At 53.8% G+C, this 20,796-nt stretch carries 17 protein-coding genes; 3 read left to right on the top strand and 14 right to left on the bottom strand.

Annotated features, from left to right (window positions below; translation table 11 throughout):
- Positions 1-37: 37 nt before the first annotated feature.
- The 5 genes from amtB to ACLW56_RS07310 all read right to left on the bottom strand — a co-directional run bounded on the left by amtB (position 38) and on the right by ACLW56_RS07310 (position 5,970).
- Positions 38-1,321: an ammonium transporter AmtB gene (gene amtB, locus ACLW56_RS07330; RefSeq protein ID WP_330983136.1), complete on the bottom strand. Its 1,284-nt coding sequence runs from the start codon at positions 1,319-1,321 to the stop codon at positions 38-40.
- 33 nt (positions 1,322-1,354) lie between these two features.
- Complete coding sequence (glnK, locus tag ACLW56_RS07325) at positions 1,355-1,693, bottom strand: P-II family nitrogen regulator (protein WP_097161518.1); 339 nt, start codon at positions 1,691-1,693, stop codon at positions 1,355-1,357.
- 256 nt (positions 1,694-1,949) lie between these two features.
- Positions 1,950-3,728 (bottom strand): SmdB family multidrug efflux ABC transporter permease/ATP-binding protein, encoded by a 1,779-nt coding sequence (locus tag ACLW56_RS07320; protein ID WP_330983134.1) that lies wholly within the window; start codon positions 3,726-3,728, stop codon positions 1,950-1,952.
- Positions 3,721-5,493 (bottom strand): SmdA family multidrug ABC transporter permease/ATP-binding protein, encoded by a 1,773-nt coding sequence (locus ACLW56_RS07315; protein ID WP_330983133.1) that lies wholly within the window; start codon positions 5,491-5,493, stop codon positions 3,721-3,723. The genes ACLW56_RS07320 and ACLW56_RS07315 overlap by 8 nt, the downstream gene beginning before the upstream one ends.
- A gap of 6 nt (positions 5,494-5,499) precedes the next feature.
- Positions 5,500-5,970, bottom strand: coding sequence for an Lrp/AsnC family transcriptional regulator (locus ACLW56_RS07310; RefSeq protein WP_330983132.1), 471 nt, complete (start codon positions 5,968-5,970; stop codon positions 5,500-5,502).
- 115 nt (positions 5,971-6,085) lie between these two features.
- Between ACLW56_RS07310 and ACLW56_RS07305 the strand changes: the two genes are divergently transcribed.
- Positions 6,086-7,132 (top strand): PLP-dependent cysteine synthase family protein, encoded by a 1,047-nt coding sequence (locus tag ACLW56_RS07305; protein WP_330983131.1) that lies wholly within the window; start codon positions 6,086-6,088, stop codon positions 7,130-7,132.
- 55 nt (positions 7,133-7,187) lie between these two features.
- On the opposite strand, the gene cof is transcribed toward ACLW56_RS07305, so the two are convergent.
- Complete coding sequence (gene cof / locus ACLW56_RS07300; protein WP_330983130.1) at positions 7,188-8,006, bottom strand: HMP-PP phosphatase; 819 nt, start codon at positions 8,004-8,006, stop codon at positions 7,188-7,190.
- Between the two features lie 103 nt (positions 8,007-8,109).
- Between cof and ACLW56_RS07295 the strand changes: the two genes are divergently transcribed.
- Both ACLW56_RS07295 and queC read left to right on the top strand, forming a co-directional pair.
- The gene (locus tag ACLW56_RS07295) at positions 8,110-9,813 is read left to right on the top strand and encodes an SgrR family transcriptional regulator (protein WP_330983129.1); all 1,704 of its coding nucleotides are present in this window, start codon (positions 8,110-8,112) and stop codon (positions 9,811-9,813) included.
- 64 nt (positions 9,814-9,877) lie between these two features.
- Entirely contained in the window at positions 9,878-10,573 is a 696-nt protein-coding gene (queC, locus tag ACLW56_RS07290; protein WP_330983128.1) for a 7-cyano-7-deazaguanine synthase QueC, read from the top strand.
- A 45-nt stretch (positions 10,574-10,618) separates the two neighbouring features.
- Here the strand turns inward: queC and ACLW56_RS07285 are convergent, their stop codons facing one another.
- From ACLW56_RS07285 to tig, 8 genes are all read right to left on the bottom strand, one after another.
- Positions 10,619-11,017: a YbgC/FadM family acyl-CoA thioesterase gene (locus tag ACLW56_RS07285; protein ID WP_330983127.1), complete on the bottom strand. Its 399-nt coding sequence runs from the start codon at positions 11,015-11,017 to the stop codon at positions 10,619-10,621.
- A 267-nt stretch (positions 11,018-11,284) separates the two neighbouring features.
- The gene (locus tag ACLW56_RS07280; RefSeq protein WP_330983126.1) at positions 11,285-11,656 is read right to left on the bottom strand and encodes a ComEA family DNA-binding protein; all 372 of its coding nucleotides are present in this window, start codon (positions 11,654-11,656) and stop codon (positions 11,285-11,287) included.
- A gap of 148 nt (positions 11,657-11,804) precedes the next feature.
- The gene (gene ppiD / locus ACLW56_RS07275) at positions 11,805-13,679 is read right to left on the bottom strand and encodes a peptidylprolyl isomerase (RefSeq protein ID WP_330983125.1); all 1,875 of its coding nucleotides are present in this window, start codon (positions 13,677-13,679) and stop codon (positions 11,805-11,807) included.
- Positions 13,680-13,891: 212 nt separating this feature from the next.
- Positions 13,892-14,164 (bottom strand): nucleoid-associated protein HU-beta, encoded by a 273-nt coding sequence (gene hupB, locus ACLW56_RS07270; RefSeq protein WP_002444653.1) that lies wholly within the window; start codon positions 14,162-14,164, stop codon positions 13,892-13,894.
- Between the two features lie 210 nt (positions 14,165-14,374).
- Positions 14,375-16,729 (bottom strand): endopeptidase La, encoded by a 2,355-nt coding sequence (gene lon / locus ACLW56_RS07265; protein ID WP_330983124.1) that lies wholly within the window; start codon positions 16,727-16,729, stop codon positions 14,375-14,377.
- A 182-nt stretch (positions 16,730-16,911) separates the two neighbouring features.
- Positions 16,912-18,186 carry an ATP-dependent protease ATP-binding subunit ClpX gene (gene clpX, locus ACLW56_RS07260; RefSeq protein ID WP_330983123.1) on the bottom strand — a complete coding sequence of 425 codons (1,275 nt, stop codon included), beginning with the start codon at positions 18,184-18,186 and terminating at the stop codon, positions 16,912-16,914.
- Between the two features lie 106 nt (positions 18,187-18,292).
- A complete protein-coding gene (clpP, locus tag ACLW56_RS07255; protein ID WP_330983122.1) occupies positions 18,293-18,916 on the bottom strand; it encodes an ATP-dependent Clp endopeptidase proteolytic subunit ClpP in 624 nt (207 codons plus the stop codon).
- Positions 18,917-19,173: 257 nt separating this feature from the next.
- Positions 19,174-20,472, bottom strand: a complete 1,299-nt coding sequence (gene tig / locus ACLW56_RS07250) for a trigger factor (protein WP_330983121.1) — start codon at positions 20,470-20,472, stop codon at positions 19,174-19,176.
- Positions 20,473-20,796 lie beyond the last annotated feature (324 nt).

Here is a 20,796-nt window from a genome sequence, read left to right as displayed (position 1 = left end):
CTAAAGGCTCTCCCCAGGAGAGAGCCTTGCTGTCTACCTAGGCGTTATAAGCATTCTCGCCATGGCTGTTGACGTCCAGACCCTCGCGCTCCTGCTCTTCCGGTACACGCAGGCCCACAGTCAGGTCAGCCAGTTTGTAGCCGATGAAGGCAACAACCGCAGACCAGACGATAGTGATGGCGACACTTTCCAGCTGTACCAGCACCTGATGGCCCATGGTGACACCTTCGGCATAACCCACGCCGCCCAGTGAAGTCGCCGCGAAGATACCGGTCAGGATACAACCCACAATCCCACACACGCCGTGAACACCGAACACATCGCAAGGGTCATCTACACGTAACCAGCGTTTCAGTGCGGTGACACCCCACAGACCCGCCAGACCTGCCGCGATGCCAACAATCAGCGAACCGCCAACCCCGATGTAGCCACAAGCCGGAGTGACCGCAACCAGACCAGCGATAGCACCTGAACAGGCTCCCAGCAGAGAAGGTTTACCGCGAACAGCCCACTCACCGAAGACCCAGGCCAGAATCGCTGCGGCGGTTGCCACAACGGTATTCACGAACGCCAGTGCCGCAATTTCGTTGGCTGAGCTTGCAGAACCTGCGTTGAAACCAAACCAGCCGACATACAGAATAGCGGTGCCGGTGAAGACCATTGGCAGGTTATGCGGTTTGAAAGCTTCTTTGCCAAAGCCCGCGCGTTTGCCGATGAGGTAGGCACCAACCAGCCCCGCGACTGCGGCGTTGATATGCACGACGGTACCGCCTGCAAAATCCAGCGCGCCATGTGTTGCAAGTAAGCCGCCGCCCCAGACCATGTGCGCGATTGGCACATAGGAGAAGGTCATCCACACGGCCACGAAAATCAGTACCGCAGAGAAGCGAATACGTTCTGCAAGGGAACCGACAATCAGGCCAACGGTGATACAGGCAAACGAACCCTGGAACGCCACGTGGATGTACTGATAGAAGGTGCCCATCAGCGCTTTCAGCTCAATGCCTTTCAGCATCACCCAGTCGAAGCTGCCGAAGAAATTCCCACCGGTCCCGAACGCCAGGGTGTAACCGTAAACCACCCACAGCACGCAAACCAGTGCGAAGGACACCGTGACCTGCGTCAGCATGGAGAGCACGTTTTTACCGCGGATCAGGCCGCCGTAAAACAGCGCAATCCCAGGGATACTCATAAACAGCACCAGCGCGGTGCTGATCATCATAAAAGCGTTATCCGCTTTGTCAGCAACAGCGGGAGCCGCCATCGCCAGACCCGGCAGCAGAGCCAGTACACCAGGGGCAAATTTCAGTACTTTATTCATTTTCTCGATCCCTATCACTGTGTGGTCTGAGAATTACAGTGCCGCTTCGTCGGCTTCGCCGGTACGAATACGAATAACGCGTTGCAGCTCGGCGACGAAGATTTTGCCGTCGCCAATTTTGCCGGTGTAGGCCGCTTTGCTGATCACATCGATAACCTCTTCAAGCTGGTCATCGGCGATAGCGACATCGATTTTCACCTTAGGCAGGAAGTTGACGCTATATTCGGCACCGCGGTACAGCTCGGCATGGCCCTTCTGACGACCGAAGCCTTTCACTTCGGTAACGGTCAGCCCCTGAATACCAATGGAAGACAGCGCTTCACGCACGTCTTCGAGTTTGAATGGTTTGATTACCACGGTAACCAGCTTCATAGATCCCCTCCAGTCAGAATTCGGTAATGGCTGCGGCTAACACGTAGGAGGTAAAGCAAGCGGCGTGCCAGAAATAAAAATCTGGCCACTACATGAAGTGTGGAGGCGTTTTATGGGGGAGGAATGAGTCGGAAAGCGGATGGGCAAGCACAGCGGACACAAGGCCAGAAACAAAAACGCACCAGCGTAGTGCACGGTGCGTTTCACTTTTGCACCAGCTTGCGCTGGTGTTATCAGATTGCCTGATAGTGGTGCATCAGGCGATAAGCGACTCTTCTTCGATGCTTGCCGCCAGCTCTTCACCCGCCAGTTGCAATTGATACATCTGCCAGTAACGGCCTTTGGCTTCAAGCAATTGCTGGTGAGTACCCCTTTCAACCGCCTGCCCGCGATGCAGCACCATGATGGTATCCGCTTCCACAATGGTCGACAGACGGTGTGCGATCACCACCAGCGTTGTGCGTTCACGCACCGCTGCCAGCGCCTGCTGAATGGCTTGTTCCGTGCCGGAATCGATGTTGGCTGTGGCTTCGTCGAGGATCAGAATTTGTGGCGTATCCACCAGCACACGAGCCAGTGCCAGCAGTTGTTTCTGCCCCACGGAGAGATTATTGCCCTGCTCGCCCAGACGGGTGTAAATGCCGTCATCTAAGCCACGAGCCAGCTCCGCCAACTGTACCGTTTCCAGTGCTTGCCACACCTGCTCTTCGCTGATGTCTCGCCCCAGCGTCACGTTGGCAAAGAAGGAGTCTGCCATTACAACCGGATCCTGCTGAACCATCGCCACGCCCTGACGAAGCACGCTGTGGCTGAGCGAGGAAAGCGGACGTCCATCAAGACGGATTTCCCCTTGGCTGAGCGGGTAATAGCCCATCAACAAACTGGCCAGCGTGCTTTTGCCGCTGCCGGTGTGCCCAACCAGCGCCACAAAATGACGTGAAGGCACGTTCAGGTTGATGTCCTGCAGCACTAGCCTATCGCCGCGATAAGCGAATGAAACGTTATCAACGTCAATTGAACCGCTACGCAGCGGCTGCGGATCGCCGCCATAGTTCTGGCGCGGCTTGTCCATCAGCTCGAACACACGCTCGCCCGCCACGACCGCTTGTTGAAGCATCGATTGTTGCGTCGTGAGTTCAATCAACGGTTCGTTCAGACGGCCGAGATAGCTGATAAACGCATAAAGCACGCCCACTTCAATCGTTCCTTTGGTCGTCAGCCCGAACAGCATCAGCAGGCCACAGAGGATCAGCGAAGAAAACAGGCTCAGCAGCGGGCGCAGCAGGAAACCGTCCAGACGCAGCGTCTGCATGCGGGCAATATAATGCGAACGACTCGCCTCACCCATGCGCTCACCAAAACGCGCCTGCTGGCGGAACTGCTGGATAACGCTCATGCCGTTAATGACTTCGTTAAAGCCGTCGTTGATGTCCGCCAGATAAGCACGGACGCGGCGCACAATCGGCGTACTGTAACGCTGATAGATAACCATCACGACAATCACCACCGGGAAGATAGCAATCGCCACCAGCGCCATTCGCCAGTCGAGACTGAACATCGCCACCAGCATCGCACTGATAAGGGCTGCACTGCGCAATACCGTGGAAACGACCGTGACGTAGAGATCGCGGATAACTTCAGTGTCGTTGGTCACGCGCGAGATCAACTGCCCGACAGGCTGCACATCAAATTCGCTCAGCGGCTGGCGCAGCGCGGCATCCATCACATCGGTACGCAGTTGCTGCACCACGCCCACCGCCGCCCGGTTAAACAGCAGCGATTGAACATAGTGCAGCGAAGCCGCCAGCAGCTGTAAACCCACATAGGCCGCAGCCAGCCCAGCCACAATGCCCAACGGCAGATAGCTTTTCGCCACCATGTTATCGATGAAGTAGCTTATCAGCAGCGGCCCGGTGACTTCGGCGGCCGCAGCAATCCACATTATTACCATGCCGATGCCGAGCGGTTTACGCCACGGCGAGCCATATGCCAGCAGGCGTTTCAGGGTTGGCCACAGTTGTCCAAAACTACGCATTGGCGGCCTCCTCTTGCTCGTCCGGTGCATCGTTGAGTGCCGCCTCAAGTTGTTGATAACGGTACATATCGCGATACCAGCCTGACTGGATCGCCAGGTGTTCATGCTCGCCGCGTTGGGCGATATGCCCATGCTGCATAACAATGATTTCGCTCGCTTCGGTCAGCGCTGACAGACGGTGTGCGCTGATAATGACGGTGCGCCCCTCGCCCCACTGACGCAGGTTGTGCAGGATCTGATGTTCTGTGCGTCCATCAACCGCCGAGAGTGCGTCGTCGAGGATCAGGATCTCCGCATCCAGCAGCAACGCGCGCGCGATAGAAATACGCTGTTTCTGCCCACCAGAAAGCATCACGCCGCGTTCGCCAACTTCGGTGTCGTAGCCTTGCGGCAGGCGAAGAATATCTTCATGCACGCTGGCAAGCCGCGCCACATGCTCAATTTCTTCCTGCGTCGCCCCAGGTTTGCCCAGCGCGATGTTGCTGCCCACCGTGTCCGAGAACAGGAACGGCGTCTGATTGACCACCGCGAGGCGGCTACGCCAACTGTCCAGTTGCAGCGCGGTCAAGGGCAGATCCTGGAAGCGGATATCGCCGTGTTTCACATCGAAGTGACGCTGAATCAAGGAAAGTATCGTCGTTTTGCCCGCGCCAGTGGGGCCACAGATACCCAGCATCTGGCCCGGCGACAAGCGGAAACTGACGTTACTCAGCGTGGTTTTATCGGTTTGCGGATACTGGAATTCATGAATATCAACGACCAGCGTGCCGCGCTCTGGTTTCAGCGTTTCTGTTCCGTCCGTGACTACTGGCGCTTCAGCCAGCATATCGCAGATTCGGCTGTACGCCGCGCTGCCGCGTTCAACGATATTGAACATCCACGCCAGCGCCAGCATCGGCCAAATCATCAGGCCCAGATACATCATAAAGCTGGTGAGCTGGCCCAACGTCAGACTGCCATGCACCACCATCCAGCTGCCGCCCGCAATAGCCAGCAGGTTTGCCATGCCGATGGCGATGTAAATAGTCGGGTCAAAGCGCGCATCTACGCGCGCCACGCGCATGTTTTTCGCCCCGGTATCAGCCGCTTCTGCCGCAAACTGTGCTGATTGTCGGTCTTCCAGGCCAAACGCTTTGATCATGCGAATGCTGGTCAGGCTCTCCTGAGTTCGGTCATTCAGACCCGAAAACGCGGCCTGCGCCAGTTTGAAACGCTCGTGCAGCGTGTCGCCGTTGCGCTTGATGGCAATCGCCATAATCGGCATCGGCAACAGCGCCAGCAGCGTCAGCTCCCAGCTGATTTGCGTGGACATCACGATCAATACCGCGAGGCCCATCACCAGCGAATCCACCAGCGTCAGCACGCCTTCCCCGGCGGCAAAGACCACGCGGTCGACGTCGTTGGTAGCACGGGCGATTAAATCCCCGGTGCGGTGACGCAAATAAAACTCCGGATGCTGACGACTGAGCTGACGGTAATAGTCTTCACGCAGTTCAACCGCGAGCTGATAGGATGCGCCAAACAGCAGCACGCGCCAGACGTAGCGCAGCAGATAAACCACCACCGCAATCAGCGCCAGTGTCGCCACCCACATCATCACTCGCATGGCGGTGTAATGTTGTTGTGTCACGCCATCCACCACATAGCCCACCACACGCGGCGGGATCAGTTGAAGGATAGCAATAATGATAAGCAGCAGGACCGCACCGAGATAGCGACGCCATTCCCGGCGGAAGTACCAACTGAGTTGAGCAAATAATCGCACGCAGAATTACCCAGAGAATGAATCGACCGGCAGCGCGGTGGTGTATTTGATCTGTTCCATCGCAAAACTCGATGTCACATCCGATAACCCCGGCACGCTGTTCACCAGCCGTTTATAAAAATCGTCGTAGCGTTTCATGTCCGCTACCTGTACCCGCAGCAAATAGTCGTATTCGCCTGCCATGCGCCAGAAGCCAAGCACTTCGGGCATTTGTGTAACGTGGGAGACAAACCGGCTATACCAGTCGCTGCTGTGATGCTGTGTTTTGATGAGCACAAAAGCCGTTAGCCCGAGCCCCAGTTTTTCTGCATCCAGCAGCGCCACCCGAGCGCGCAAAATGCCTTCGTCCTCGAGACGTTTCAGGCGCTTCCAGCAGGGTGTGGTGGTCAGATTAACGGCATCTGCTAACGCCTGCAAAGAGAGGGTGCAGTCCTCTTGCAGCAAAGCGAGCAGCTTACGGTCAATTTTATCTATCATCACCCCACCTCGGAGAAATTTTTTCTCCTTTAATTGTATTTCAAAGGTCAAATAGCAACAATTTTTTCCGTGCTTTCCGCTATTCTGGGCACAAAATGACAAACGGATAACCACGATGAATAGCACCTGGGTCAAACACGCCATCAGTGAAATTAACGCCGACTATCAGCGTTCTGCCGATACGCACCTGATTCGTCTGGCGCTGCCCGCTTTCCCGGGCATTCAGCTCTATCTCAAAGATGAAAGTACACACCCAACCGGCAGCCTGAAACACCGCCTGGCGCGTTCGCTGTTTATCTATGGACTCTGCAACGGTTGGATCAAGGAAGGCATGCCCATAATCGAAGCCTCCTCCGGTTCCACCGCCGTGTCGGAAGCCTGGTTTGCTCGCCTGCTCGGCCTGCCGTTTATCGCGGTGATGCCGTCATGTACGGCGAAGCGCAAGATTGAACAGATTGAATTTTATGGCGGACGTTGTCACTTCGTGCAAAGTGCCTGCGAGATCTATGAAGCCTCTGAAAGGCTGGCTCGCGAACTGAACGGCCATTATATGGATCAGTTCACCTACGCAGAACGTGCAACAGACTGGCGCGGGAACAACAACATCGCCGACAGCATTTTCCGCCAGATGCAGCATGAACCTAACCCTGTTCCGGCGCATATCGTGATGAGCGCGGGCACGGGCGGTACCTCTGCCACCATCGGCCGCTACATTCGTTGTCAGGGTTATGACACGCAACTGACCGTCGTTGACCCGCAGAATTCAGTATTTATGGATTACTGGCAACAGCGCGATGCGTCTCTGCGCAGCCCAGTTGGCAGCAAAATTGAAGGGATTGGTCGCCCGCGTGTCGAACCGTCATTCATTCCTGATGTCGTGGATAACATGCTGCGCGTGCCAGATGCGGCAAGCGTGGCGACGGCACACTGGCTGGAAAGCCAATTGGGCCGCAAAGTAGGTGCCTCAACCGGCACCAATATGTGGGGCGCGCTGCAGCTGGCGGCGCAAATGCGTAACGACGGTCAAACCGGGTCTATCGTGACGCTGCTGTGTGACAGCGGCGAACGCTACCTCGACACTTACTACAATCCGCAGTGGGTGGCGGCGAATATCGGCGAGCTGACGCCATGGCAGGCTAAGCTTGCGCAATGGCTGGAATAAGAAAAGAAAAAAGCCAGGCATCATGCGATGTCTGGCTTGCTGGGAGGAGTCTCAATCATTCGGGGGAATAAGGGAGATGTGGAGTGTCCAGCCAATGAGTCAAAAAGTGTGAGACCGCCTGATTCTGGCAGTGCCCGATAACCGGTAAGTGAGGCAGCGCGGCTTTAAGCTGCGGCATGGCATTGCCCATGATGACGCCTTTCCCCACCAATCCCAGCATTTCGCTGTCGTTCATTGCATCACCAAACGCCATGCAATCCGCCATCGCCATCCCGAGGTGTTGGCTCAGCACAGAAAGCGCGGAACCTTTATTGGAGCCAACCGGCAGCACTTCCAGACATTCAAACGCCGAGAACGTCAGATGTGCGCGAGTGCCCAACGCTTCATTGAGTTGAATGCGCAGACGGTTCAAATCTTCGTGCTCGCCGCAGAAACAGATTTTTGTGACTTCATGCGCGGGCAGGCGTTTGAAATCACACAGCTGATAGCGAAAGCCGCTGTAAACGTGGGCATGCAACATTTCCGGGATTTCACGGTTGGTGAGCCAGCCGCTATCATTGAAGACATGCATGCTGGCCTGGGTATCCCAATGACTGTGCAGAACCAGGTCGGCCACATCCGGGTCAAGATCGCTACGATGCAGAACATCGCCTTCGCGGGAATGAATGCGCGTGCCGTTGCCGGTAATCAGGAAAGCATCAAGGGAAAGGTTGCCCATCAAATGGCGCATTTCAAGAGCATGACGGCCAGTGGCAAACGTCAACGTGATTTCCCTTTCATGCAGGCGCTTAAGGGTATTCAACGTTTGTTCACCCAGACGATGGTCGGGCATCAACAACGTCCCGTCCATATCAAATGCAGCCAGTCTTGCCATTCTCTTCCCCGGAGTGTGATGAGTGTCGCTTGTGGGAAAGTATCACCTGATATATACGGAAGGAATACTGAATAACTCTTATTTATTGTTCCGGATTTAGCCTATGCGCCAGCTCAACAGACTCAATCAGTTTCAACGCCTGTGGCAGCCCTCTTCCGGCGCACCGCAGCAGATCACCGTTGCCGAACTGGCTGAACGGTGCTTTTGCAGTGAGCGGCATGTGCGAACATTATTACGTCAGGCCCAGGAAGCCGGCTGGCTAACCTGGCAGGCGCAGTCAGGCCGGGGAAAACGCGGCACGCTGACGTTTCAGGTCACGCCAGAAGCCCTGCGCAACGACATGATGGAACAGGCGCTCACTCAGGGCCAACAGCAAAACGCACTGGAACTTGCGCAGCTTAATGCGCCAGAACTGCGCGCCCTGTTGCATCCTTTTCTGGGTGGACAATGGCAAAACAACACGCCAACACTGCGTATTCCTTATTACCGCCCGCTTGACTCACTGCAGCCGGGTTTTCTGCCAGGGCGCGCCGAGCAGCATCTGGCAGGGCAGATTTTTTCCGGGCTGACCCGGTTTGGCATTGACAGTGATGAGCCCATTGGCGATCTGGCACATCACTGGGAGGTTTCCCCCGATGGCTTACGCTGGCATTTTTACATTCGTTCAACGTTGCACTGGCACAACGGCGATCCTGTCGATACCGCCCAACTTCACCGCCGCCTGGAGATGTTGCTGGCGCTTCCTGCGCTGCGAAAACTGTTTGTCAGTGTCCAGCGGATTGAAATGACGCACGCTCAGTGCCTGACGTTTACGCTGACTAAACCCGACTTCTGGCTGGCGCATCGTCTGGCAAGCTATTGTAGCGTGCTGGCCCATCCGGATAACGTCACGCTGGGCACGGGCCCTTTTCGGCTGAAAATTTTCGAACCTGAACTGGTGCGGCTGGAAAGCCACAATCGCTATCACCTGAGCCACCCGTTATTGCAGGCGATTGAGTTCTGGATAACGCCTCAGCTTTTTGAACAGGATTTGGGTACCAGCTGTCGGCATCCGGTACAGATTGCCATTGGAGAACCCGATGAACTGCGTAAACTTCGGCTGGTCAGTGACAGCATTAGCCTGGGGTTTTGCTATCTCACACTGCGTAAAAGCTCATGTCTCACCACGGCCCAGGCACAAAAAATCATTGCCTTAATTCATCGCTCGTCGCTGATGGAAACCTTGCCTCTGGATGAAAATCTGATCACGCCAACGCATGAACTTCTGCCGGGATGGGATATTCCGGTGACGAAAGACGCTCCTGAGATCGCGTTCCCGTCAGCCCTGACGCTGGTTTACCATTTGCCCGTTGAGCTTCACACCATGGCAGAACAACTCCGGCAGGCCTTAGAGAAACTGGGCTGCACACTGACGCTCATTTTCCATGATGCAAAAACCTGGGATGGCTGTGAAGCATTAGCCAACGCCGATTTGATGATGGGAGACAGGCTGATTGGTGAAGCGCCTGAATATACCCTTGAGCAATGGTTGCGCTGTGATTCGCTCTGGGCGCAAATGTTGAGCGCCGAGCAATATGCCAAACTTCAGCAGACACTGGATGCCGTTCAGACCCAAAAACAGCCACTAGCCCGGCATGCGGCGCTGAAGCATGTTTTCCAGGACCTGATGGAACACGCGGTGCTGACGCCGCTCTTCAACTATCAATACAAGATCAGCGCGCCGCCAGGTGTCAATGGGATTCGGCTCAATGCCCGTGGCTGGTTCGAATTCACTGAAGCCTGGCTTCCAGCATCAAGCGTGTCGTGAAGCTGGTGGACGCGGCGCTCAGGCGCTACCATAGCGCTTTCCAAAAAAGTTGACAGGATTTGCTATGAAACGCGCCGTGGTGGTGTTCAGCGGAGGTCAGGATTCGACAACATGTCTGGTCCAGGCTTTACAGCAGTATGATGAAGTACACTGTGTGACCTTTGATTATGGTCAGCGCCATCGCGCAGAGATCGACGTAGCCCGAGAACTGGCCCTGAAATTAGGTGCACGAGCGCATAAAGTGCTGGATGTCACCCTGCTGAACGAACTGGCGGTGAGCAGCCTGACTCGCGACAGCATCCCGGTGCCGGATTACGAACCAGAAGCCAACGGTATTCCCAATACCTTCGTTCCCGGCCGCAATATTCTGTTCCTGACCCTGACAGCGATTTATGCCTGGCAGGTGAAAGCCGAAGCGGTCATTACCGGAGTCTGCGAAACAGATTTCTCTGGCTATCCTGACTGCCGTGACGAATTCGTCAAAGCGCTGAACCACGCGGTCAATCTGGGCATGGCCAAAGAGATTCGCTTTGAAACCCCGCTGATGTGGATTGATAAAGCCGAAACCTGGGCACTGGCCGATTACTGGGGCCAACTGGAGTTAGTCCGCAGTGAAACGCTCACCTGCTACAACGGCATCAAAGGCGATGGTTGCGGGCACTGTGCAGCGTGCACCCTGCGTGCTAACGGGTTGAACCATTACATGGCTGATAAAGCAGGCGTAATGGCGGCGATGAAGGTGAAAACGGGGCTGAAGTAAACACGGAGAACCCCCGCCGCGCTCTGCGACGGGGTAAGTTTTCTGTTACTCCACCATCGCTTCCAGATGCTCGCGAAGTTCACCTTCCAGCGGCAGCGCTTTTTGCGTTTTCAGGTCGATGCAGACAAATGTAATTTGCGCGTCGGCAACGACTTCGCCTTCAGGCTCCAGCGTCACGACCTGGCTTAATACGCCGCTTTTGCCGTTAAGCTGCTGAACTTTGCTGGTGACGGTGAGTAAATCCCCCAGCACCGCCGGGCGGCGATAATTAATGTTGATGTTGACGACCACGAACGCGATGTGGTGTTGGGTCATCCATTGGAAGCCCGAACTGTTTTCCAGCCCATCCCAACGAGCCTCTTCGAGAAATTCGAGATAGCGGGCGTTATTCACGTGTTGATAAACATCCAGGTGATAGCCGCGTACTTTGATTTGTGTCTGCATAGCGCAATAGCCTTTCTTATTAATAGAGTCAGAGGTCGCACACTGGTACGACCTCTCTGTTCACAAACAAAAAAGGAAAAAGCGTGGTTTTTCCTTCTTTGTGGTTATCAGCCGAAAATCAATAAATTGATTTTCCAGGTTTACTCGTGAGTGCTTTCTGTGCGTTAGACGGAAAGCATCATCATTCTCACCAGTATCGGAGGTCGCACACTGGTACGACCTCTTTAGTCTGGCATTTTTTTGCTAGTGTGCAAACGCCTTCGCGCGTCAGAGCATCAGATGCGGCAGATTTCTTTCCACCAATGCGCCTCCCATGCCTGGTACCTGGCGCAGATCGTCGAGGGTTTTAAACGGGCCATACTCTTCGCGGTAGCTGACAATCGCCTGTGCCTTCTTCAACCCGACGCCGTTCATGGCACGCGCTAACTCTTCGGCGCTGGCGGTGTTGATGCTGACTTTGCCACTGTCGCTATTTTCGGTGGTCGCAGGTGTTTTTGCCGTAGCCGTAGCCGCAGGCGCAGCAGCTGCTTTGGTTTCCACTTGTGCTTTGCTTGTGGATTGTGCAGCAATGGCCTGTGATCCGAGAGCTGAGAAAGCGACTGAGAGAGCAATAAGACAAACTTTGATTCCTGATTTCATGCTGTTATCTCCTTGTTTGTTGACAGCGAGGCCACCATAACCGGAGAAAAACACCAGCACAAAAGGCAATGTTCAGAATTGGAAAAGGCCGCGAAAGCGGCCTTTGAATTTTGCAGTACGTTACGAAAATCTGCGAGCGTGCTCGACGTTATTGCTGCTGTTGAACGATATCGCCCAGCTTGATCTTCGCTTCTTTACGCAGGTTCGCCATCAGGGCTTCGAAGGCAATCTGAGCGTTGTTCTGGGTAATGCCCTGAACCATCGCTTTCTTCTGTTCTTCCGGCATAGTGCCGTCTTTCACTTCATCCAGCGACAGCAGAACCACGTTCCCCTGCATGTCGGTACTCACGCCGTAGCCTGGCTTATCTTTCTGCGGCAGCGGCAGGGTGAATGCAGCCTGGCTGATTGGATCCTGACCGGTACGGCTCAGGGTTTTCGCTGCGCTGAAGCTCAGATTGGCCGCTTTCATCGCATCGTCACCTTTACCCGCTTTCAGCTCAGCCAGCAGCTTGTCAGCATCCAGCTTCGCCTGCTGCTCCGCTTTGGTGTGCTTAACGATATCAACAACCTGATCTTTGACTTCTGCCAGCGGTTTAACCGCTTCGGCTTTGTGCTCGCTCACGCGCAGGACAAAAGCACGATCGCCATCGACAGTGATGATGTCAGAGTTGCTGCCCGGCGTGCCGTTCTCACCCACCAGACCGCCGTTGAAAATGGCATCAGAAACAGGTTTGAAGTTCAGCTCAGCCGGCAGGCTGTCGTGACCGAACCAGCCGGTTTCAACCACTTTCATGCCTGCAACCTGCGCCGCGCCAGCCAGCGTCTCGTTGTCATTGCTGGCTGCTTCGCTCACTTTCTGCTGCAGCGCATAGTACGCATCCAGCGCTTTTTCCTGTTTCACTTTCGCCGCGATATCATCATGAACGTCTGCCAGCGGCTTCACTTTCGCCGGTTCAACATCATCAAGACGTGCCACCAGGAAACCCACTGAAGACTTGATCACACTGGAGAGCTGACCTTTGTCTTTCAGACCGGCATTTTTCAGTTCATCTGGCGTGGTAGAGGCTTCCAGCCACCCCATATCGCCGCCATTTTTCGCGGAGATGATATCGGTAGATTTCGCTTTTGCGACGTCAGCAAAGTTAGCGCCTTTGTTGATTTCATCCAGCGCGGCTTTGGCATCAGCTTCCGTTTTGGTCTGGATAATGCTGTAGCGCACGCGCTGCGGCTGAGTGAACTGATCCTGATGCTGATCGTAGTAAGACTGGATATCGCTGTCAGAAGCGGTTTCCTGCATGCTCGCAGCATCCATCTTGATGTAGCTCACGCGGAACTGCTCTGGAGCAACGAACTGGTTTTTGTTCTGCTCGTAGTAGCTGTTGATTTCCTGATCGCTCACCTGCTGCTTCGCAGCCAGTGCGTTCACATCAATGGTGGCTTCACGCACAACACGCTGCTGAGAAACCAGCGCAGCCAGTTGATTCGTTTCGCCCGGCAGCATGAATTCAGAGCCAACAATCGCGTTGATCAGTTGCTGGGTAACCAGTTGGTTACGCAGTGCTTGCGCATACTGATCGGCGCTCATCCCCATCTGATTGACGATACCGTTGAAACGATCGTTATCAAATTTGCCATTCGACTGGAATGCCTGTGTCTGGAAGATGGCCTGTTTGACCTGAGCATCGCTGATGCCAAGGTTCAGATGTCTGGCATACTGATCCAGCAGCGCTTCGTCGATAAGACGGTTCAGCACCTGCTGACGCATGGTTTTCATGTAGTTTTCGTTAGACGCCAGTTCGGAGAACTGATCGCCCATCTGCTGCTGCATACGGTTACGTTCGCTGGCAACGGCATTTTCAAACTGTGGTCGGCTAATTTCCTGACCGTTCACTTTCGCGGCGTAGGTCTTGTTCCCGCCAATCAGGTAGCTGCTCACGCCGGTCAAAATAAACGACACGATAATGATACCGAAAATAATCTTGAGCACGACGCTATTCGCAGCCGTACGTAAGGAGTCCATCATGGTGTAACAACGCTCCGCTGTAGGTGACTTTTACCTCGCACAGCATAGCACGACTGGCGCTATGCGTAAGGGCGTATTTTGACAAGAAAGAGGGGCAATTGTCAGCCTGCGACTCACTTAAAAACAGAGAAAGTGCGGCTGGACAAATAAAAAAAAGGCACATCAGATGATGCGCCCTTGAACTTTGTCACATTCCCTTAACGGGAAAGCGATCAGTTTACCGCGTCTTTCAGTGCTTTACCTGCACGGAAACCCGGAACTTTGGCAGCAGCAATGGTGATCTCTTTACCTGTTTGCGGGTTGCGACCAGTACGGGCAGCACGCTCTTTAACAGCAAAAGTACCAAAACCTACCAGCGCAACGTCATCCCCAGCCTGCAAAGACTCGGTGACAGAAGCGATCAAAGCATCTAACGCACGGCCAGCAGCAGCTTTAGAAATATCCGCACCTGCAGCAATTTTGTCAATCAGTTGAGATTTGTTCACTATTCTCTTCCTCTCTTTATAATTTATATCGCACTGGAATCCTTCACAGTGCGACGGCGCAGCAGTTATATCAGGAGTGTCATGCCCTTACAACACCCGTTGTCTATGACATACCCAACCAGCAATCTAAATTAGCTATACAAAAAAAGGCTGGCAAGTGCGAAATCACCTGCCAGCCCTGTTTTTCTTAGCGCTATTTGCGCGAAATCACTATTTTGCGGTCACAACCTGCATTCCGTAGGGCTCATTCTGCAGTGCAAGTACCAGAACTTCCTCAATACGTTTCACAGGATGAATCTGCAAATCGGCAATCACGTTATCAGGAATTTCTTCTAAATCGCGTTTGTTCTCGTCCGGAATCAGAACAGTCTTAATGCCACCACGGTGAGCCGCGAGCAGTTTTTCCTTCAGGCCCCCAATCGGCAGCACCTGACCACGTAAGGTAATTTCACCCGTCATCGCCACATCGGCACGCACCGGATTCCCCGTCAGACAGGACACCAGCGCGGTACACATTGCGATACCTGCGCTCGGACCGTCTTTCGGCGTTGCGCCTTCAGGAACGTGAACGTGGATGTCGCGTTTTTCGTAGAAGTCGCCATTAATGCCGAGTTTCTCCGCACGCGCACGTACCACGGTCAGCGCAGCCTGAATGGATTCCTGCATCACTTCCCCCAGGGAACCGGTGTAAGTCAGCTTGCCTTTGCCCGGTACACACGCGGTTTCGATGGTCAGCAGATCGCCGCCCACTTCTGTCCACGCAAGACCCGTAACCTGACCTACGCGGTTTTCATCATCCGCACGGCCATAGTCGAAGCGCTGCACGCCAAGGTAATCATGCAGATTCTCACCGTTGATGGTGATGTGCTTGAGCGTTTTATCCAGCAGCAGCTGTTTCACCGCTTTACGGCACAGTTTGGAGATTTCACGCTCCAGGCTACGCACACCGGCTTCGCGAGTGTAGTAACGAATGATGCCCACAATCGCACTGTCTTCAACCGTAAGCTCGCCTTTTTTCAGGGCGTTACGCTCAATCTGTTTGGGCAACAGATGGCGTTTGGCAATATTCAGCTTCTCATCTTCGGTGTAACCGGAAAGACGAATCACTTCCATACGATCCAGCAGCGGAGCCGGAATGTTCATGGAGTTAGAGGTCGCCACGAACATCACGTCGCTGAGATCGTAATCGACTTCCAGATAGTGATCGCTGAACGCCACGTTCTGTTCTGGATCAAGGACTTCCAGCAATGCAGACGCCGGGTCTCCGCGCATGTCAGAGGACATTTTGTCGATCTCATCCAGCAGGAACAGCGGGTTTTTAACGCCCACTTTTGCCATTTTCTGGATAAGTTTGCCCGGCATCGAACCGATGTAGGTACGACGGTGACCACGAATTTCAGCTTCATCACGCACGCCACCGAGTGCCATACGGATGTATTTACGGCCCGTTGCTTTGGCAATGGACTGACCCAGAGAGGTTTTACCCACACCAGGAGGCCCTACCAGGCACAGAATCGGCCCTTTCAGTTTGTTCACGCGGCTCTGGACTGCGAGATACTCGAGGATGCGGTCTTTGACACGCTCCAGACCATAATGGTCGGTATCGAGGATCTCTTGCGCCTGGCGCAGATCTTTTTTGACTTTGCTGCGCGCATTCCACGGAACCTGCACCATCCAGTCAATGTAGCCGCGTACGACCGTCGCTTCCGCCGACATCGGAGACATCATTTTCAGCTTCTGCAGCTCAGCTTCCGCCTTCTCTTTTGCCTCTTTCGGCATCTTAGCGGCATCAATCTTACGCTTCAGCGCTTCGTTTTCGTCTGGCGCATCGTCCATCTCGCCGAGTTCTTTCTGAATGGCTTTCATTTGCTCGTTCAGATAGTACTCGCGCTGAGATTTCTCCATCTGCTTTTTGACGCGATTGCGGATGCGTTTTTCAACCTGCAGCAGGTCGATTTCCGATTCCATCATCGCCATCAGGTATTCCAGACGTTCGTTGATGTCGGACATCTCCAGCACCGACTGTTTGTCCGTCAGCTTGAGCGGCATGTGCGCAGCGATGGTGTCCGCCAGACGCGCCGGATCGTCGATGCTGTTCAGCGACGTCAGCACTTCCGGTGGGATTTTCTTGTTGAGCTTGATGTAGCCTTCAAACTGGCTGATGGCGGTGCGTACCAGCACCTCCTGCTCACGCTCTTCGATAGCCGGAGACTCAAGGTACTCCGCTTTCGCCGAGAAATGCTCGCCGTTGTCAGACAGTGCGGAAATACGCGCACGCTGCAGGCCTTCAACCAGCACTTTGACGGTGCCATCAGGCAGCTTCAGCATCTGCAAAATAGAGGCCACGGTCCCGACGGTGAAAAGATCGTTTACACCCGGCTCATCCGTTGACGCGTCTTTTTGAGCGACCAGCATGATTTTTTTATCATGGTCCATGGCCGCTTCCAGACAACGGATAGATTTTTCCCGCCCGACAAATAAGGGAATGACCATGTGCGGATAAACCACCACATCGCGCAACGGCAATACGGGGATGTCAATGCGTTCAGAACGCTCAGGATTCATAGAGCTCTCTCTTAGTTTAATGTCCGCCAGGTAGTCGATGGCGCCACTGGCTTTACGCCACCGTTAACATGTAATCCAGTATATGGGGATGTTTCCCACACATTCAACGCCAGGAATACAGGAAAAGTAAAAGGGGGATAAAATATCCCCCTTTTGGTTAACTGACTGAGTAATTTGGTGAATTATTCGCCAGATGCCTGCTGTGTTTCACTGGTGCCATACATCAGCAGCGGCTTAGTTTGCCCTTCGATGACGGACTCATCGATAATCACTTTTTCAACGTCTTCCATAGAAGGCAGATCGTACATGGTATCGAGCAGCGCAGCTTCCACGATAGAACGCAGGCCACGGGCACCGGTTTTACGGGCCATCGCTTTGCGAGCAATCGCGTCCAGCGCTTCATCACGGAATTCCAGATCCACGCCTTCGAGGTTAAACAGCGCCTGATACTGCTTGGTCAGGGCGTTTTTCGGCTCTTTGAGGATCTGAATCAGCGCGTCTTCGCTCAGTTCATTCAGGGTTGCAACCACGGGCAGACGGCCGATGAATTCCGGGATAAGACCAAATTTGATCAAATCTTCCGGCTCGACCTGCTCCAGCAGCTCGCCTTCGTTGGCTTTTTCAGATTTCGCTTTCACGGTCGCACCGAAGCCGATACCTGAACCGGTTTCCACACGATGAGAGATCACTTTATCCAGACCGGCAAATGCACCGCCACAGATAAAGAGGATCTTCGAGGTATCAACCTGCAGGAATTCCTGCTGCGGATGCTTACGGCCACCCTGCGGCGGAACAGCGGCCACGGTGCCTTCGATAAGCTTCAGCAGAGCCTGCTGTACGCCTTCGCCGGACACGTCGCGGGTAATCGACGGGTTATCCGATTTACGGGAAATTTTGTCGATCTCATCGATATAAACGATGCCACGCTGCGCTTTCTGTACGTCGTAATCGCACTTCTGCAGCAGTTTCTGGATGATGTTTTCCACGTCTTCACCCACGTAACCGGCTTCGGTCAGGGTGGTGGCATCCGCCATGGTAAAAGGCACGTCCAGCAGACGAGCGAGCGTTTCCGCCAGCAGTGTTTTACCGGAACCGGTTGGGCCAATCAGCAGAATATTACTTTTGCCGAGTTCTATACCGTTGCTGGTATCGCCGTTACGCAGACGCTTGTAATGGTTGTAAACCGCCACCGCCAGCACTTTTTTCGCCCTTTCCTGACCGATAACATAATCGTCCAGGTGATGGCGGATTTCATGCGGCGTGGGCAATGCACTACGTTCACGATGCGGAGCGACTTCTTTGATTTCTTCGCGAATGATGTCGTTACATAAATCAACGCATTCGTCGCAGATATACACGGACGGCCCGGCGATCAGCTTACGCACTTCATGCTGGCTTTTGCCGCAAAAAGAGCAATACAACAGTTTGCCTGAACCATCTTTGCGTTTATCTGTCATGAGTCCAAACCTCTTTCTAAGTTCTTTGTGCCGCACATGACGACGCAAATGCCAGTCTTCGCGAAATGCCGCCCTCTACAGTATAGCGGCACTGGACGCAGTGGCATTATTTACGATGGGTCAAAATGGAGTCGACCAGACCATACTCTACCGCTTCAGATGCAGCCAGGAAGCGGTCACGTTCGGTGTCGCGCTCAATCTGTTCAAGAGATTGACCCGTGTGTTGCGCCATAAGTTCATTCATGCGCGCTTTAACTTTCAGGATTTCTTTGGCGTGGATTTCAATATCCGTCGCCTGCCCCTGGTAACCGCCCAGCGGCTGGTGGATCATCACGCGGGAGTTCGGCAGGCAGAAACGCTTGCCTTTCGCGCCCGCGGTCAGCAGGAATGCGCCCATCGAGCACGCCTGACCCATACAAATGGTGCTGACGTCCGGCTTGATGAACTGCATGGTGTCATAGATAGACATGCCTGCGGTGATCACGCCGCCTGGGGAGTTGATGTACAGGTAAATGTCTTTTTCCGGGTTTTCCGCTTCCAGAAACAGCATCTGCGCTACGATCAAGTTCGCCATGTGATCTTCCACCTGACCGGTCAGAAAGATAACGCGCTCCTTGAGCAGACGGGAGTAGATATCAAAAGAACGTTCACCGCGAGAAGTCTGTTCGATGACCATGGGCACCAGGGCCATATGGGGTGCAAAGTTATCTCGTTCGCCACTGTATGACATGTCCGTCTCCTGGATAAATAGTGAAATTACCTGCTGTACTGATTGTAACCTTGCGGACGGATCATCAGCCAGTCTGTCTGTTACTTCCCCTTTTATGGGGTTGCTACTGCCGTATTTCAAGCATAACAATATTTTGGTGTTACGCTAACACCGAAACACTGTTTTGGCACGTTCAGGCATCTATTACTGCAATAAAAAAACCCGCTACCGGCAGGCAACGGGTTTTTCGCTCAAACTTTACACCGTCAGGGCGTTAATTACGCCTGCTGGTTCATCAGTTCGTTGAAAGAAGTGGCTTTTTCAGACACTTTCGCTTTGTTCAGAATGGCTTCAACAGCCTGCTCTTCCAGCGCGACGTTACGCATGTTGTCCATCAGCTCTTTGTTCTTGCTGTAGAACTCGATCACTTCTTTCGGATCTTCGTACGCAGAAGCCATTTCTTCGATCAGGCCTTTCACGCGGTCTTCGTCAGCTTTCAGCTCGTGGGTACGAATCACTTCGCCCAGCAGCAGACCAACAACAACGCGGCGTTTAGCTTGTTCTTCGAACAGTTCGCGTGGCAGCTCCATCGCTTGTTTAGCGTTGCCGCCAAAGCGCTGTGCCGCCTGCTGACGCAGAACGTCAACTTCGCTGTCGATCAGGGCCGCTGGCACGTCGATGTTGTTGGCGTTAACCAGACCTTCGATTGCCTGAGACTTGATGCGGTTTTTAACAGCACCTTTCAGCTCGCGCTCCATGTTCTTACGTACTTCAGCACGCAGACCGGCTACGGAACCCTCTTCCACGCCGAAACGCTTGATGAATTCTTCAGTCAGTTCTGGCAGCTCACGCTCTTCGACTTTCTTCAGGTTAATAACGAACTTAGCCGCTTTACCTTTCAGATTTTCAGCGTGGTACTCTTCCGGGAAGGTCACGTCGATGGTGAATTCTTCGCCCGCTTTGTGGCCTGTGATACCGTCTTCAAAGCCTGGGATCATACGACCCTGGCCCATTGCCAGTACGAAATCAGTGGCTTTGCCGCCTTCGAATTCTTCGCCGTCTACAGAGCCGGTGAAGTCAACGGTAACGCGGTCTTCAGCGTCAACTGCGCCTTCTTTATCTTTCCAGGTTGCCTGCTGCTTACGCAGGGTGTCCAGCATGCCGTCAACGTCAGCATCGGTCACTTCAACCACTGGTTTTTCCACTTCGATCGCGTCCAGACCCTGCAGTTCTACTTCTGGGTACACTTCGAACTCAACCGCGTAAGTGAAGTCTTCACCCAGTTTGTATTCACCCGGAACGTAGTTCGGGGCACCGGCTGGATTGATTTTCTCTTTGATGATCGCATCAACGAAGTTGCGGCTCATCAGGTCACCCAGCACGTCCTGGCGAACAGAGGCGCCATAACGCTGAGCAACAACATTCATCGGTACTTTCCCTTTACGGAAACCGTCGATGCGAACTTTTTTCGCTACGTTGACCAGCTCGCTTTTCACAGCGTTTTCGATGCTGTCAGCAGCGATAGTAATCGTTACACGGCGGCCAAGGCCCTGGGTGGTTTCAACTGAAACTTGCATCTTGTTACCTCAAAAAAATCACAGTGCTCGGTCAACTCTGGAAGCGCGTATCGCAGACTTCGCAGAACCGGGATGTTCCCTTCAGTACAGAAGTCCATTCCCTGTTGCCAGAATCATCCCGAAGACATTCCGAAAATAAGACGCAGCATTATAGCGGCATCACTGTAGCGAGTCGAGAACAGGAATGGCGCAGCGATGCGCCATTTTTCACAATTTTGAGGTAAATTTGACCTGAAAAAAGCATTGCCTGCTCAAATCTCATGCAAAACAAAACGGCCCAATGGGCCGTTGAGAGTGATGACAAACCTCTAACGAATGAGATTT

Source organism: Pantoea sp. sgz302252, from assembly GCF_047713085.1.
Classification (GTDB): domain Bacteria; phylum Pseudomonadota; class Gammaproteobacteria; order Enterobacterales; family Enterobacteriaceae; genus Scandinavium.
The sequence above is the reverse complement of the archived record's forward strand: the minus strand, read 5'-3'. Positions and strand labels throughout refer to the sequence as shown.

Coding starts and splice junctions, on each gene's coding strand:
- ACLW56_RS07280 (WP_330983126.1), bottom strand. CDS start 11,656: ATGAAATCAGGAATCAAAGTTTGTCTTATTGCTCTCTCAGTCGCTTTC.
- lon (WP_330983124.1), bottom strand. CDS start 16,729: ATGAATCCTGAGCGTTCTGAACGCATTGACATCCCCGTATTGCCGTTG.
- clpP (WP_330983122.1), bottom strand. CDS start 18,916: ATGTCATACAGTGGCGAACGAGATAACTTTGCACCCCATATGGCCCTG.
- cof (WP_330983130.1), bottom strand. CDS start 8,006: ATGGCAAGACTGGCTGCATTTGATATGGACGGGACGTTGTTGATGCCC.
- ACLW56_RS07305 (WP_330983131.1), top strand. CDS start 6,086: ATGAATAGCACCTGGGTCAAACACGCCATCAGTGAAATTAACGCCGAC.
- amtB (WP_330983136.1), bottom strand. CDS start 1,321: ATGAATAAAGTACTGAAATTTGCCCCTGGTGTACTGGCTCTGCTGCCG.
- ACLW56_RS07320 (WP_330983134.1), bottom strand. CDS start 3,728: ATGCGTAGTTTTGGACAACTGTGGCCAACCCTGAAACGCCTGCTGGCA.
- tig (WP_330983121.1), bottom strand. CDS start 20,472: ATGCAAGTTTCAGTTGAAACCACCCAGGGCCTTGGCCGCCGTGTAACG.
- glnK (WP_097161518.1), bottom strand. CDS start 1,693: ATGAAGCTGGTTACCGTGGTAATCAAACCATTCAAACTCGAAGACGTG.
- ACLW56_RS07295 (WP_330983129.1), top strand. CDS start 8,110: ATGCGCCAGCTCAACAGACTCAATCAGTTTCAACGCCTGTGGCAGCCC.
- clpX (WP_330983123.1), bottom strand. CDS start 18,186: ATGACAGATAAACGCAAAGATGGTTCAGGCAAACTGTTGTATTGCTCT.
- ACLW56_RS07310 (WP_330983132.1), bottom strand. CDS start 5,970: ATGATAGATAAAATTGACCGTAAGCTGCTCGCTTTGCTGCAAGAGGAC.
- ACLW56_RS07285 (WP_330983127.1), bottom strand. CDS start 11,017: ATGCAGACACAAATCAAAGTACGCGGCTATCACCTGGATGTTTATCAA.
- ppiD (WP_330983125.1), bottom strand. CDS start 13,679: ATGATGGACTCCTTACGTACGGCTGCGAATAGCGTCGTGCTCAAGATT.
- queC (WP_330983128.1), top strand. CDS start 9,878: ATGAAACGCGCCGTGGTGGTGTTCAGCGGAGGTCAGGATTCGACAACA.